The organism is Mesorhizobium sp. WSM4887 (genome assembly GCF_029625865.1).
Taxonomy (GTDB): Bacteria; Pseudomonadota; Alphaproteobacteria; order Rhizobiales; family Rhizobiaceae; genus Mesorhizobium.
Map to the genome: position 1 here is coordinate 640,364 of NZ_JARTVP010000003.1, position 13,448 is coordinate 653,811.

General features: G+C 64.9%; 14 protein-coding genes. 6 read left to right on the forward strand and 8 right to left on the reverse strand.

Annotation, left to right across the window (positions count from 1 at the left end; all coding sequences use genetic code 11):
- The first annotated feature begins 26 nt into the window (after window positions 1-26).
- Entirely contained in the window at window positions 27-1,499 is a 1,473-nt protein-coding gene (coaBC, locus tag P9230_RS16700; protein WP_206522069.1) for a bifunctional phosphopantothenoylcysteine decarboxylase/phosphopantothenate--cysteine ligase CoaBC, read from the forward strand.
- Here the strand turns inward: coaBC and P9230_RS16705 are convergent.
- The 6 genes from P9230_RS16705 to P9230_RS16730 form a co-directional block, all read right to left on the reverse strand.
- Window positions 1,496-2,923, reverse strand: a complete 1,428-nt coding sequence (locus P9230_RS16705; RefSeq protein WP_127239444.1) for an MFS transporter — start codon at window positions 2,921-2,923, stop codon at window positions 1,496-1,498. The two genes, coaBC and P9230_RS16705, sit on opposite strands and share 4 nt — an antisense overlap.
- A 218-nt stretch (window positions 2,924-3,141) precedes the next feature.
- Window positions 3,142-3,618, reverse strand: a complete 477-nt coding sequence (locus P9230_RS16710; protein ID WP_278119991.1) for a DUF992 domain-containing protein — start codon at window positions 3,616-3,618, stop codon at window positions 3,142-3,144.
- Window positions 3,619-3,807: 189 nt separating this feature from the next.
- The gene (locus P9230_RS16715) at window positions 3,808-4,659 is read right to left on the reverse strand and encodes a tetratricopeptide repeat protein (RefSeq protein ID WP_095826741.1); all 852 of its coding nucleotides are present in this window, start codon (window positions 4,657-4,659) and stop codon (window positions 3,808-3,810) included.
- 136 nt (window positions 4,660-4,795) lie between these two features.
- Window positions 4,796-5,059 carry a 30S ribosomal protein S21 gene (gene rpsU, locus P9230_RS16720; RefSeq protein WP_040969057.1) on the reverse strand — a complete coding sequence of 88 codons (264 nt, stop codon included), beginning with the start codon at window positions 5,057-5,059 and terminating at the stop codon, window positions 4,796-4,798.
- A gap of 177 nt (window positions 5,060-5,236) precedes the next feature.
- Window positions 5,237-5,623 (reverse strand): SET domain-containing protein-lysine N-methyltransferase, encoded by a 387-nt coding sequence (locus tag P9230_RS16725; protein WP_095781084.1) that lies wholly within the window; start codon window positions 5,621-5,623, stop codon window positions 5,237-5,239.
- A 108-nt stretch (window positions 5,624-5,731) separates the two neighbouring features.
- The gene (locus tag P9230_RS16730) at window positions 5,732-6,490 is read right to left on the reverse strand and encodes an SDR family oxidoreductase (protein ID WP_127216681.1); all 759 of its coding nucleotides are present in this window, start codon (window positions 6,488-6,490) and stop codon (window positions 5,732-5,734) included.
- 253 nt (window positions 6,491-6,743) lie between these two features.
- Here P9230_RS16730 and P9230_RS16735 point away from each other — a divergent pair, with 253 nt between their 5' ends.
- From P9230_RS16735 to P9230_RS16755, 5 genes are all read left to right on the forward strand, one after another.
- Complete coding sequence (locus tag P9230_RS16735) at window positions 6,744-7,997, forward strand: sarcosine oxidase subunit beta (protein ID WP_127239431.1); 1,254 nt, start codon at window positions 6,744-6,746, stop codon at window positions 7,995-7,997.
- 85 nt (window positions 7,998-8,082) lie between these two features.
- Window positions 8,083-8,379: a sarcosine oxidase subunit delta gene (locus tag P9230_RS16740; RefSeq protein ID WP_067325793.1), complete on the forward strand. Its 297-nt coding sequence runs from the start codon at window positions 8,083-8,085 to the stop codon at window positions 8,377-8,379.
- On the forward strand, window positions 8,376-11,384 hold the full coding sequence (locus P9230_RS16745) for a sarcosine oxidase subunit alpha (protein ID WP_278119995.1): 3,009 nt from the start codon (window positions 8,376-8,378) through the stop codon (window positions 11,382-11,384). Before P9230_RS16740 ends, P9230_RS16745 begins: the two co-directional genes overlap by 4 nt.
- Window positions 11,377-11,961: a sarcosine oxidase subunit gamma gene (locus P9230_RS16750; RefSeq protein ID WP_278119998.1), complete on the forward strand. Its 585-nt coding sequence runs from the start codon at window positions 11,377-11,379 to the stop codon at window positions 11,959-11,961. Before P9230_RS16745 ends, P9230_RS16750 begins: the two co-directional genes overlap by 8 nt.
- Window positions 11,962-12,045: 84 nt before the next feature.
- Window positions 12,046-12,264, forward strand: coding sequence for a hypothetical protein (locus P9230_RS16755; RefSeq protein WP_067325802.1), 219 nt, complete (start codon window positions 12,046-12,048; stop codon window positions 12,262-12,264).
- An 85-nt stretch (window positions 12,265-12,349) separates the two neighbouring features.
- Here P9230_RS16755 and P9230_RS16760 read toward each other — a convergent pair whose 3' ends face one another.
- Together P9230_RS16760 and P9230_RS16765 are read right to left on the reverse strand one after the other, a co-directional pair.
- Entirely contained in the window at window positions 12,350-12,586 is a 237-nt protein-coding gene (locus tag P9230_RS16760) for a DUF680 domain-containing protein (protein WP_095800511.1), read from the reverse strand.
- Window positions 12,587-12,746: 160 nt separating this feature from the next.
- Window positions 12,747-13,391, reverse strand: coding sequence for a TetR/AcrR family transcriptional regulator (locus P9230_RS16765; protein WP_095800510.1), 645 nt, complete (start codon window positions 13,389-13,391; stop codon window positions 12,747-12,749).
- Window positions 13,392-13,448 lie beyond the last annotated feature (57 nt).

Consider the following 13,448-nt stretch of genomic DNA (forward strand, 5'->3'; position numbering starts at 1 on the left):
CGCTAGTTTGAGGCGGGTGCAATCAGATGGCCAGCATCACGATCCGCAACCTTGACGATGGAGTTAAGGACCTGCTGCGCCAATTGGCTGCCGAAAATGGCTGCTCGATGGAGGAGCAGGCCCGGGCGATGATCAGGGCGGCGGTTGAGGGCCGGGCAGGGCAGGCCGACCGCATCGACCAGATCGAGAAGACGCTGCGTGCGCTGACCGGCCCCGGCCAGCAAGCACCGCCTATCGCCGACATGCCCGGCAGGCCATCAGTTCGCGGAACGCTCTCCGGCAAACGCGTCCTTCTCGTCATCGGCGGCGGCATCGCCGCCTATAAATCGCTCGATTTGATCCGGCGCCTGCGCGAGCGCGGCGCTTCTGTCCGGGTGGTAATGACATCAGCCGCGCAGGAATTCGTCACCACGCTGTCCGTCGGCGCGCTTTCGGCCGACCATGTTTTCACCGAACTCTTCGACCGCAATGACGAGCACGATGTCGGCCACATAAGGCTGTCGCGCGAGGCCGATCTGCTGGTCGTGGCGCCGGCCACCGCCGACCTGATGGCGAAGCTCGCCAACGGCCATGCCAATGATCTTGCCTCGACGGTGCTGCTTGCGACCGACAAGAAAGTGCTGATGGCGCCGGCGATGAATCCGAAGATGTGGTCGCATCCGGCAACGCGGCGCAACCGGGCGACCCTGCAGAAGGATGGCATCGCCTTTGTCGGGCCGGCCAAGGGCGAGATGGCGGAAAGCAACGAGGCGGGCGAAGGCCGCATGGCCGAGCCGCTGGAAATCGTGGCCGCGATCGAGGCGATGCTCGGCGAGAAGCCGAAGCCGCTTGCGGGCCGCAAGATCATCGTCACCTCGGGGCCGACGCATGAGCCGATCGATCCGGTGCGCTACATCGCCAACCGTTCGTCCGGCAAGCAGGGCCATGCTATCGCGGCGGCACTGGCGAAGCTCGGCGCCGATGTCCGGCTCGTGTCCGGTCCGGTCAACATCGCCGATCCGGCCGGGGTGAAGACCACTCATGTGGAAACAGCGGCCGAGATGAAGGAAGCGGTCGAGAGCCTTTTGCCGGCGGACGCGGCTGTTTTCGTCGCGGCCGTCGCCGACTGGCGCACCGCGAATGCCGCCGGTGAAAAGATCAAGAAGGTGGCGGGGAAGGGCCCGCCGTCGCTCAAGATGGTCGAGAATCCCGACATCCTCGCGGGCGTCGGCCATCATGCGCAGAGGCCCGGTCTTGTCGTCGGCTTTGCCGCCGAGACGCAGGACCTCATCGGCAACGCCGAGGCCAAGCTCAGGAAGAAGGGCGCCGATCTCATCGTCGCGAACGACGTCTCGCATGGCAGCGGCATCGGCCCTTCCGGCGTTATGGGCGGCGATCGCAACAAGGTGCGCATCGTCTCGCGCACGGGCGTCGAGGAGTGGCCGGAGATGGGCAAGGACGAGGTGGCGACACGGCTCGCCGCATCGATTGCCGAGCGGCTGAAAACGACAGTGGTTTAGCTGGCCGCTGCCTGCGGTCGCATTGGCGGCAGCGCGATCCGCAGCGCGGCGATGCAGCCAAGGATCCCAAGCGGCACGAAGGCGAGGAAGAGCCAGCCGGCCACGCCTGCAGCCGCGTCACGATTGAGGCCTTGCGAGAAGCCGCTGGCGTTGGCGACGATGCCGGCAAGGGCCGCGCCCACCGCGTAGCCGATCCGCTGCATGGTCGGCACGGCGGCGGAAGCGATCGTCTGCTCGCCGTCGCGGGCCGAAGCGACGATGACGCGCGTCAAGAACGGCCAGCAGACGCCGAAGCCGCCGCCCTGCAGCAGAGCGCAGAGCAGGATCAGCGGGATCGAACCTGCGGGGATGGCGTAGGCGAAACTGGCAAGACCGGAGGCGATCATCAGCGCGCCGACGACGATGATCAGTCTTTCGCGTTCCAGCGGCGCATTGGCGATGAGGATCGACAGGATCGACCAGGCGATGGATTCGGCGGCGATGATATAGCCGGTGGTCAGGATCGGAATGCCGTGCAGCGTGGTGAGCAGCAGCGGCCCGTAAATGGTGAACGTGCAGGTCGCTACCGAGAAGGCCGCAACCATGGTCATGCCTGAGCCAAGCGGCGAGCGCCATGAGAACAAAGGTGCCGGAAACAGGCGCGAGCGCGGCCTGAGGGCATCGATGCGGAAGAAAAGCGCCAGGCCGATCAGCCCGACGGCCAGCAGCAGCGACGAGCGCAGCAGGGCGATGTCAATGCCGGCGGCAGCGATCAGCACGACGGCGATGGCGAGACAGGCAAGCGCCGGATAGGGAAAGGGCGGCGCCGTGCCGCTGCCCGCCTGCGGCCTCGTCGCCTCCGGCGTGTCCAGCACGATAAAGCTCGCCAGCGCCATCGCCGCGCCGCCGAAAGTGAAGACGCCAAAGGCCCAGCGCCATGACAGGAACTCGGTCATAACAGCGCCGAGCATCGGTCCGCTGAAGGCGGCGACGCCCCAGATCGCCGACATGATGCCGAAGAGCTGCGGCCAGATGTTGCGCGGAAAGAGACGCTCGACCGAAACGAAGGCGAGCGACACCAGCGCGCCGCCGCCAAGTCCCTCGACCAGCCGCCCGGCGAGGAAGAACGGCATGGAGGGTGCCGTGGCGCAGATCAGCGCGCCTGCCGCGTAGAGCAGGGCGGCGACCATCATGTTGGAGCGCAGCGCGACATAGCTCACCAGCCGCCCGGCGGCCGCACCCGCGACGATGGCGCCGAGCTCATAGATCGCCAGCGACCAGCCAACCAGCTGCACGCCGGCCAGCTCGCCGACCATGGCCGGCATCACCGTCGCCACCATAGTCTCATTGGTGGCATGCAGCAGGATGCCGAGACTGACGAAGCAGAAACGCGCCAGGTCGCCGCTTGCCCACAGCGCTCGCCAGTCCACCTTGTTGCCGGCCACCTTGCCGCCGCCTGCTGCCGTCACGTCGATCTCCCGCTTGTTTTCCGCAACCTCATCCGCATTGCGAACGAAGCGCCAGATCCAGTTCGGCAGGGCTTGTAGAACCTCAAGCGCAGTTGAGCTCAAGAGGCTTTTCGGGGATATCGGCGAGCAGCGCGCTAAAAATTCGGCCCGGAGCGAGAGTCCCGGGCCGTATCGGTGCTAACTGATTTGAAATTTCACTTATAGGAGTGGACGAGGTCCAGCGAAGCCACGGCAACAGCGAGGTTGACGCCGGTCTGCGCCTGGACGCTCAGCGGCTCGAGCATGAAGGCGCCGTCGAGGCCGCCGACCAAAAGATTAGCGCCGCCACCGGTCACGACGCTCGCCTCCGCGTTGACGCCGTAATAGCTGCCGGCGAGATCGCCCGAGTCATGGTGGCGGGTGGCGGCGAGAACCGCCCAGACAAGCTGACCTTGATGCGTCCGGCCGATATCGACGCCGAGCTTGGAGATCATGCCCGTGTATAGCTCGGCCGGGCCGCGATGATAGGGGCGGAAGACGCAGGACACGCCCTTGTTGGAGGTGATGACGTAACCGGTGCCCCCGTCGATGGTGCAATCGAGCGTGCCGAGCCGGAGCGTGCCGGCGCTGACCGGAGAAGCGAGGACCGTGGCGGCAAGCGCGGCGGCGGCACAGGCAAGTGTCTTGATCATCGGAAAGGTCCTTTCGCAACAAACGGCCCCGGTTAAACGGTCGAGGTGCGAGGAGCGTTCCGCCCAAAACTTGGCGCGAGCATGGCGAGCCAACACATCGCCGTTGGCGACTAACGGCCACATCGGCGTGTCAGCGCCGCAATAGACCCATCGCGGGCGACCGGACCCCCGGGCGGCCTTAGCTTCCGATCAGCTGGCGCCGGCCGAGGTGCGCGACAGGCCGTCCTTGGCGGGTTGGTAGTTCGGGTCGAGGTGGACAGCTTCGCGGTAGGACTTGGCCGCCCTTTCCTTGTCGCCGCGTCGCTCGTAGATCAGCGCCTGGTTGGCCCAGGCCTCGGCGTTCTTGCCGTCGAGCTTGATGGCCATGTTGAAGTCGGCGAAGGCGTTGTCCTCGTCATTCATGGCCAGATAGGACAGGCCGCGGCCGTTGTAGGGCTCGGCTGCGTCCGGCGCCAGCGAGATGGCGGTCGAGAAATCCTCGATGGCGAACTTATGCTGGCCCTGGCTCTGATAGATCAGGCCGCGATTGTGGTAGGCGCGGGCGTCGGTCGTGTCGAGTTGGATCGCCTTCTGGAAATCGTTGAAGGCGTCGTTGACGCGGCCGGCCTTGCGATAGAGATTGCCGCGGCCGATATAGGCGGCGTCGTAATTGGCGTTGATCTGGATCGAGCGGTTATAGTCGGCAAGCGCTGCTTGCTGGTTGCCCAGGAAACGCTGGATGAGCGCCCGGTTCGAATAGGCCTGATAGAAGTTCGGATTGAGCTGGATGGCGGTGTCGAAATCCTTGAGCGCCGCCTGGTACTGGCCGCCGCGGCCATAGGCCGAGCCGCGCACATTGTAACCCTCGGGATCCTGAGGATTGCGCTGGATGACAGCCGACAGCGAGGAGATGTTCTCGGTCGAGCCTTGCGCCTTGTCGATACTGTTGAACTCCCCCGTCGGGGCCGTCTGGCATGCTGCAAGGGTCAGGCCCGAAAGCAGGGCCGCCGTCAGGGCGAAGCCGCGAAAAGCGGTTCTGCGCTCCACGGTAATTGCGTTCATCTCAGTCCTCACTGGCGCCGCGCCGTCAAGTCCGTTCCCTCTCCGAACCGGCTCGAACACATAAACAAAAAGGTGGCGGCGATTCCGCATCGCGCCACCCTCGGTATCCTTCGAAAAGGACGAAAAATTGACGGTATCAGCGCGGCGAACGCGATGCGCCGGCAGCACCAGCCGGAGCCGGGCGCGGGGTCATCGGCAGCAGGCCTTCGCGCTGGGCGCGCTTGCGGGCCAGCTTGCGGGCGCGGCGGACGGCTTCCGCCTTCTCGCGGGCACGCTTCTCGGACGGCTTTTCGTAGTGACCGCGCATCTTCATTTCGCGGAAAATACCTTCGCGCTGCATCTTCTTCTTCAGCGCGCGAAGCGCCTGATCAACGTTGTTGTCGCGGACGAGTACCTGCACGTGCAATCCTGTCTTCGGGTTTGAAATCTCAGGCAAGCAGCCCATAGCCGCATGCCTCCGCAGTGACCTGCACCGCGAATTGTGCCGGCTGATAGCAGAATCAGGCCGTGCTGTCCACCGTTGATTGCAGGAAACCGCGATCGGAAGCCCGAGCGCCGTGCCTTGCCGGTCTGAGCCTTAGGCGGTCGCCAGATGCAGACGGGCGAAATCCTCAAAGAATTCGCCATAGTCGCAAGTGATTTCCTCGCCGGCCGCGATATCCCGGGTCGCTGTGGCGCCACCATATTGGGAGAAATCCGTGTTCGGCCGCTCGGAATGGTTCATGAAGCGGCCATTGTCGACCTCATATACCATGAAACCCGGCTTGTCCGGGCTCGGATAGGCGTAGCGGTCGAGCAATTCCTTGAGATGCGGCGGCGCCTTCTCGTATTTCTCCATGGGGATCAGCCGGTCGAAATCGGGATCGAGCCGCCAGATGGAGGCGCCTTTCCTGACCGGCTCGGCGGCGAAAACGCCGACGCCTTCGATGGCGCTCTGGGCGACATAGGTTCTGATCAGCAGCATCGTTCCGATCCGTTTTCGACGGGAAACCAAATCGTCAAAACGGACCGGAATGCAAGGCCCCGTCGCGCGATTTCAGCGGATGAGCATGGCTGCCGACCGTCAGATGATTCACGTCCGATTGATCGAGACGCCACCATCGGCAAACAGCGCCGCGCCGGTGGTGAAGCTTGAGGCGTCCGAGGCAAGGTAGAGCGCTGAGCGGGCGATCTCCTCGGGCCGGGCCACACGCTTCAAGGCATGCAGGTTTTCGACGAATGTCCGCGACTCCGGCGTCTTGAACGTCGCTGCGGGCGTGTCGGTGCCGCCGGGCAGCAGCGCGTTGACGCGCAGCCCTTTCGGGCCGTATTCGGCGGCCAGCACCTGCGTCAGCCCGATCAGCCCCGCCTTGGCGGCGGCATAGGCGGCCATGCCCGGCATGCCGGCGGTATAGCCGACGAAGCTCGAGGTGAAGATCAGCGAGCCGCCGCCGCGCTCCAGCATCGCCGGGATCTGGTGCCTGGCGGCGAGGAAGGCGCTGGTCAAATTGGTGTCGATCGTGTCGTGCCAAGTCGCCGGCGCCATCTCCGGAACCTGCGCCATCAAGCCGACGGCGCCGGCATTGTTGAAGGCAATGTCGAGGCCGCCGAAGCTTTCGACTGCAAGCTCGACCAGAGCCCTGGCATAGGCTTCGTCTCGGACATCGCCGGCGAGTGCAATTGCGGTTCCACCGGCCGTCTCGATTTCGCCGACGAGTGCATCGAGTTCGGCCCGGCGGCGCGCCGCGACGACGAGACTGGCGCCCTGCTCGGCGAACAGACTGGCCGTAGCGCGGCCGATGCCGGAACTGGCGCCGGTGACGATGGCGACCTTTTCGGTGAGTGCGAACATTTCACATCCTTTCTCTATGCCGGTCCAGCCGGTGGTGGGATGATTGGTCGCAAATCGGCATTTCGGCAGCCACCCGAAAGCTGACTTGCCGATCGGAATGCAAGTTGTCGGGCATGCGCCGCGCAGCCGCGGCGCAAAACGGCAAGCGCCGTCGCAAACAGCGCAAGGGTGACTGCACGCTTTCGCTAGTGATACACCACGCGCGCCGGGGAATGCCCGGCCGAGATCCGCGATTTTTGGCGCGAGGCTGAACGTGAAGAAATACTCCGTATTCGCCATTGCCCGCGAGGCGATGCGCGGCCACAAGGGCTGGGAAGAGCAATGGACCTCACCCGAGCCGAAGAAGGAATACGACGTCATCATCGTCGGCGCCGGCGGCCACGGCCTGGCCACCGCCTATTATCTGGCGACCGAGCACGGCATCACCAATGTCGCGGTGCTGGAAAAGGGCTGGCTCGGCGGCGGCAACACCGGCCGCAACACCACCATCATCCGCTCCAACTATCTCTATGACGAAAGCGCCAGCATCTACGACCATGCGCTGAAGTTGTGGGACGGACTGAGCCAGGAGCTCAACTACAACGTCATGTATTCGGCGCGCGGCGTCATGATGCTCGCGCACAATGTGCATGACGTTCAGGTGTTCAAGCGCCACATCCATGCCAACCGCCTCAACGGCATCGACAATGAGTGGCTGACGCCGGAACAGGCGAAGGAGTTCTGTCCGCCGCTCAACATTTCCAAGGAGGCGCGCTATCCGGTCATGGGTGCCGCGCTGCAGCGCCGCGGCGGCACGGCCCGCCACGATGCGGTCGCCTGGGGTTATGCGCGCGGCGCCTCGGCGCGCGGCGTGCACATCATCCAGAACTGCGAGGTCACCGGCGTCAAGCGTGCGGCCAACGGCGCGGTCACCGGCGTCGAGACGACGCGCGGCTTCATCGGCGCCAAGAAGGTCGGCGTCGTCGCTGCCGGCCATTCGTCGGTCATCATGGATATGGCCGGCGTGCGCATGCCGTTGGAGAGTTATCCGTTGCAGGCGCTGGTCTCGGAGCCGGTCAAGCCGGTGGTGCCATGCGTCATCATGTCGAACACGGTGCACGCCTATATCTCGCAGTCGGACAAGGGCGAGCTGGTCATCGGCGCCGGCACCGACCAGTATATCTCCTATTCGCAAACCGGCGGCCTGCACATCCTGCAGCACACGCTCGACGCCATCTGCGAGATGTTCCCGATCTTCACCCGCATGAAGATGCTGCGCTCCTGGGGCGGCATCGTCGACGTGACCCCCGACCGCTCGCCGATCCTGGCTAAGACGCCGGTCAAGGGCCTCTATGTCAATTGCGGCTGGGGCACCGGCGGCTTCAAGGCGACGCCAGGTTCGGGCAACGTCTTTGCCCACACCATCGCCAGGGACGACCCGCACCCGATCAACGCGCCCTTCACGCTCGAGCGCTTCCGCACCGGCCGTCTCATCGACGAAGCGGCGGCGGCGGCGGTGGCGCATTGATGATGGCCGAGATGGCCTGCCAGAAGCTTTGCGATCAACCGGCCGGCGCCCGCGTCAGCCATGGCGAATTGTAGGATCAACCTAGATGCTTCTCATCCGCTGTCCCTATTGCGAGGAAGAGCGCCCGGAACTCGAGTTCCGCAATGCTGGCGAGGCGCATATTGCGCGCCCGACCAACATTGCCGCCGAGAGCGACGACGATTTCGAGAAATTCTTCTTCATCCGCTCGAACCCCAAGGGCGTGATCTATGAGCGCTGGCGGCACATCCATGGCTGCGCGCGCTTTTTCAACGCCGTGCGCGACACCGTGACCGACAAGTTCGTCATGACCTACAAGGCCGGCGAGCCGAAGCCTGCGAAGCTGCCTGGAGCCTCGAAATGAACGCCGCCTTCCGCATTCCCGGCGCCGGGCGTCTCAGCCAGGCGAAGACCGCCTCGTTCAGCTTCGACGGCAAGCAGTATATCGGGATCGAGGGCGACACGCTGGCCTCGGCGCTGCTCGCCAACGGCGTGCATCTCGTCGGCCGCTCCTTCAAGTACCACCGGCCGCGCGGCTTCCTCTCGGCCGGCGCGGAAGAACCCAACGCGCTGGTGCAGATCGTGCGCGACGACGCGCGCAAGACGCCGAATGTGCGGGCGACCGTGCAGGAGCTCTATGACGGGCTCACCGCCAATTCGCAGAACCGCTGGCCCTCGCTCGCCTTCGATGTCGGCGCGGTCAACGACATTGCCTCGCCGATGTTCTCGGCCGGCTTCTACTACAAGACCTTCATGTGGCCGAAGTCGGCCTGGTTGAACTTCTATGAGCCGAAGATCCGCGCGACGGCCGGCCTTGGCGTTTCCCCCGACCGGCCGGATCCCGACCATTATGCGGCGCGCTACGCGCATTGCGACGTGCTGGTGCTGGGCGGCGGTGCGGCCGGCATCACTGCGGCGCTTGCCGCAGCCGAAACCGGCGTGCGGGTGATCCTCGCCGACGAGCAGGCCGAATTCGGCGGCAGCCTGCGCTTCGAGAGCGGCGCCAGGATCGATGGCGAGGACGGCTTTGCCTGGGCACAAGCCGCGATCGCCAAACTCAAGGCGATGGACAATGTCCGAGTGCTGTCGCGCACGACAGCTTTCGGGTACTACGCGCAGAACTTCGTCGGCCTGGTCGAGCGGGTCAGCGACCATCTCAAGAGCCCCGGCCGGGAGCTGGCGCGCGAGCGCCTGTGGCAGGTTCGCGCCAAGCGGGTCGTGCTCGCGACCGGCGCCATCGAGCGGCACATGGTGTTCGCCAACAACGACCGGCCGGGCGTCATGCTGGCATCGGCGGCGCGCACCTACCTCAACCACTATGGCGTGGCGGTCGGTAGGAATGTCGGCGTCTATACGGCAAACGACTCGGCCTACGCGGCCGCGATCGACCTGAGGAAGGCCGGCGTCAATGTCGCTGCCATCGTCGACCTGCGCGACAACCCGTCGGGGGCGGTGATCGACGAAGCGAGGAGCCTCGGCATCGAGATCAATTTCGGTCGCGCTGTGGTTAGCGCCGGCGGCAAGCTGCGCGTATCGTCGATGACGGTGCAGCCGAAGAACGGCGGCGGCGAGCGCAGGATCGCGGTCGACGCCATCCTGATGTCCGCCGGCTGGACGCCGTCGGTGCATCTGTTCTCGCAGTCGCGCGGCAAAGTCGCCTTCAACGAGGAGGCGCGACGCTTCGTGCCGGGGACCTATGCGCAGGACTGCGTCTCGGTCGGCGCCTGCAACGGCACGGACGGTCTGGAGGCAACGGTCGACGAGGCCTATGCGGCAGGCGCCCAGGCGGCAAGGGACGCCGGCGGCAAGGATTCCAGCGGCAAGATGGGCAAGGGCGCCAAGCCAAAGGTCGATGCCAGTGAAAGCTGGTCACGCGGCATGCTTGGCGCTGCGCCCGGCGCCGGGCCGGGCACCACGGTCAAGGCCTTCGTCGATTTTCAGAACGATGTCACCGCCAAGGACATTCGCCAGGCGGTGCATGAGGGCATGCACTCGATCGAGCACGTCAAGCGCTTCACCACCAACGGCATGGCGACCGACCAGGGTAAGACGTCGAACATGCACGGCCTGGCGATCGCCGCCGAGACGCTCGGCAAGCCGATCCCGCAGGTCGGTCTCACCACGTTCCGCGCGCCCTATACCCCGGTCACCTTCGGCTCGATCGTCGGCCATGCGCGTGGCGCGCTGTTCGACCCGACGCGCCGCACGGCGACGCATGGCTGGGCGGCCGCCCAAGGTGCCGTGTTCGAGGATGTCGGCCAGTGGAAGCGCGCCTGGTATTTCCCGAAAGCCGGCGAGGACATGCACGCCGCCGTCAACCGCGAATGCGTGACGGTGCGCAAAGCGGCCGGCCTGTTCGACGCCTCCACGCTCGGCAAGATCGAGGTGGTCGGGCCGGATGCGGCGAAGTTCATGGAACTGCTCTACACCAACCCGTGGGAGAAGCTGGAGCCCGGCCGCTGCCGCTACGGCATCATGCTGCGCGAGGACGGCTTCATCTATGATGACGGCGTCGTCGGCAGGCTGGCGCCGGACCGCTTCCATGTGACGACGACCACCGGCGGCGCGCCGCGTGTCATGCATCACATGGAGGATTATCTCCAGACCGAGTTCCCGCATCTCAATGTCTGGCTGACCTCGATTACCGAGCAATGGGCGGTGATCGCCGTGCAGGGGCCGAGCGCGCGGAAAATCATCGAGCCTTTGGTCGAAGGCATCGACATGTCGGACGAGGCACTGCCGCATATGTCGGTGCGAGAAGGCAAGATCTGCGGCGTGCCGACGCGGCTGTTCCGCATGTCTTTCACCGGCGAGCGCGGCTTCGAGGTCAACGTGCCGGCCGACTATGGCGAAGCGGTGTGGGAAGCGCTGTGGGCCGAAGGCCAGAAGCATGGCGCGACCGCTTACGGCACCGAAACAATGCACGTGCTGCGCGCCGAAAAGGGCTACATCATCGTCGGCCAGGATACGGACGGCACGGTGACGCCGAACGATGCCGGTCTCGACTGGGCGGTCGGCAAGAAGAAGACCGACTTCGTCGGCATCCGCGGCATGATGCGCGCGGATCTCGTCGCCAAGGGCCGCAAGCAACTGGTCGGCCTGAAGGCCAAGGATCCGAAGGTCGTGTTGGAAGAAGGCGCGCAGATCGTCGAGGATCCGAAACAGGCGATCCCGATGAAGATGATCGGCCACGTCACCTCCAGCTACTGGTCGGAGAACTGCGGGCGCTCGATCGCGCTGGCGCTGGTCGCCGGCGGCCGTGATCGCATGGGCCAGACGCTCTATGTGCCGATGCCGAACGGCACGATCGAGGTGGAGGTCACCGGCATGGTGTTCGTCGACGAAAAGGGGGAGCGCCTCAATGGCTAAGGCTACCGCCAAGACAAAAGCCGCCGACGCTTCAGCTGCCGCCGAACGGCGTCCGGCACTTGCCGGGCGCGCGGTGTCGGCGCCGGGCGTCAAGGTCGAGATCCTACCGCCGGCCGAACGCATCTCGCTGCGCGCGCCCGAAGCTTCCGTCGCCGCGCTGTCCAAGGCGCTCGGCGTGAGGCTGCCGTCGAAGCCGAAGACCTCGGCGGCGAAAGGCGGGCGCACCGCCTTATGGCTCGGGCCGGACGAATGGCTGGTCATCGACGATGCCGGCAACGATCCGCTGGCCGACTGCGCCAAGGTTTCGGCGCTGCACTCCGCGGTCGGCATCTCGCATCGCAATGTGGCGATCTCGGTTGCCGGGCCGGCGGCCGCGGTGACGGTCAGTTCCGGTTGCCCACAGGACCTGTCGCTCGAGGCCTTCCCAGTCGGGGCAGCATCGCGCACCATTCTCGGCAAGTCCGAGATCGTGCTGCTGCGTACCGCTGAAGACACGTTCCGGGTGGAATGCTGGCGTTCCTTCTCGGACTATGTATTTACTTTGCTGTCGGAAGCGGCGAGCGACGCGGCGAACTGATCCTGCGCCAACCGGTCCGAAGGGCCGGCCTCGGGGAGCCTTCACCGGTCCGGGCCGTTTCTGCGGCTTGCGAGGAGACTGCCGATGCCGTCCAAGTCTGCGCCGAAGTCGCCCAAGAAGTCAGAGGCGGTCCGTTCGCTGGAGCGGGATCGCGAGATCGAGGAAGAAGAGCTCGAGGAAGGCCTCGAGGACACCTTCCCGGCCAGCGATCCGGTGTCGATTACCAGCACCACCATCCCCGGCGGGCCGGCAAAGCCTGGCAGGGCCAAGACCTTGCCTGGAATGAAGTCGCACAAGAAGTAGAGCGCCGCCGCAGTCAAATCGGGCTTCAGGCGAAACGAAAACGGGCGGCCAAGCGCCGCCGGTTTCGTTTGCGATTTGGCGCTGATTAGAGGCCCGGCACGAACCAAGGGTTCACGTCGATACCGAGCCGCGGGCCGTTGGTCGTCTGAGTGTTGGCGGCATCGGGCTTTTCCACCGAGCCGGTCGCGGCGCAGTCGAGCGCCTGATTGGTGTGAGCCTGGGTGCAGGCCGCAGGGGCGTGCTTGGCCGGCTGGCTCCCGCCAGCGAAAGCGGCGCCCGAGAAAGCCAGCAAGGCAGCGAGCGCGAGGATTGTCTTTTTCATCTTTCCGTCTCCAATCGTACATGTACGACACAACGTACATATACGGTTAATGGAGGCTGAATTCAAGAGGGAATTTGTACGCGTACGACAAATTAGCTTGAACCGAGTAACCGGCGTCGCAAATCAAGCGACCGGCGTTGTGTCAAGCCGGCGAAGCCGGTCAGCAGTTGACCGGTGTTTCGGTGAGCGGGGGTATGTCCTGCGCCGACAACGAGGCCAGCATGAAGTCGCACATCCGCTTCACATAGGCCTGGGGGTCGCCGAACGGATAGAAGGGAAAGGTGATCAGCAGCGAGATCGTGCCGTGGCCAACGGTCCACAGCATGGTGGCTATGGCGCGAGGGTCGCCTTTGAGCTTGCCGGCTGCGACGCAGGCCTCGACCCTTTTGATCAGCACCTTCATCGCCGGATTGCCCTGTTCCATGTCCTCGTAGCTGCGGCCTTCCGGCAGCCGGGTCTTCTCTGTCATGAAGACGGTGCGGTATTCATTGGGATTGCCGAGCCCGAAGGCGGCATACTCGGTCATCACAGCCCGCAGCGCCTCAACGGGATCGTCTGCCGGGTGCTCCTCGATGCGGCGGGCAAGCGTTTCGAACGCGTCCTCGGCGAGCGCGAACAGGATGTCCTGCTTATCGGCAAAATAGGAATAGACCGACATCGGCGCGTAGCCGACCCGCTTGGCAAGCTTGCGAATGGTAAGCCCTTCGTAGCCCTCTTCCTGGACGAGCTTGTGAGCTGCGTCGACCAGTTCGGAACGAAGCTCGGCTTTCTGTTTCTCGCGGCGTTTCTGAACGCTCAGCGGCAATTTCCGCCTGCCTTTATGGTTGGTTGCCTGACAAAATTATATACGCTGTACGGAAAC

Excerpts from the sequence above, each read along its gene's own strand:
- coaBC (WP_206522069.1), top strand. The coding sequence starts at position 27 with ATGGCCAGCATCACGATCCGCAACCTTGACGATGGAGTTAAGGACCTG.
- P9230_RS16710 (WP_278119991.1), bottom strand. The coding sequence starts at position 3,618 with ATGATCAAGACACTTGCCTGTGCCGCCGCCGCGCTTGCCGCCACGGTC.
- P9230_RS16715 (WP_095826741.1), bottom strand. The coding sequence starts at position 4,659 with ATGAACGCAATTACCGTGGAGCGCAGAACCGCTTTTCGCGGCTTCGCC.
- P9230_RS16725 (WP_095781084.1), bottom strand. The coding sequence starts at position 5,623 with ATGCTGCTGATCAGAACCTATGTCGCCCAGAGCGCCATCGAAGGCGTC.
- P9230_RS16730 (WP_127216681.1), bottom strand. The coding sequence starts at position 6,490 with ATGTTCGCACTCACCGAAAAGGTCGCCATCGTCACCGGCGCCAGTTCC.
- P9230_RS16740 (WP_067325793.1), top strand. The coding sequence starts at position 8,083 with ATGCTTCTCATCCGCTGTCCCTATTGCGAGGAAGAGCGCCCGGAACTC.
- P9230_RS16745 (WP_278119995.1), top strand. The coding sequence starts at position 8,376 with ATGAACGCCGCCTTCCGCATTCCCGGCGCCGGGCGTCTCAGCCAGGCG.
- P9230_RS16750 (WP_278119998.1), top strand. The coding sequence starts at position 11,377 with ATGGCTAAGGCTACCGCCAAGACAAAAGCCGCCGACGCTTCAGCTGCC.
- P9230_RS16755 (WP_067325802.1), top strand. The coding sequence starts at position 12,046 with ATGCCGTCCAAGTCTGCGCCGAAGTCGCCCAAGAAGTCAGAGGCGGTC.
- P9230_RS16760 (WP_095800511.1), bottom strand. The coding sequence starts at position 12,586 with ATGAAAAAGACAATCCTCGCGCTCGCTGCCTTGCTGGCTTTCTCGGGC.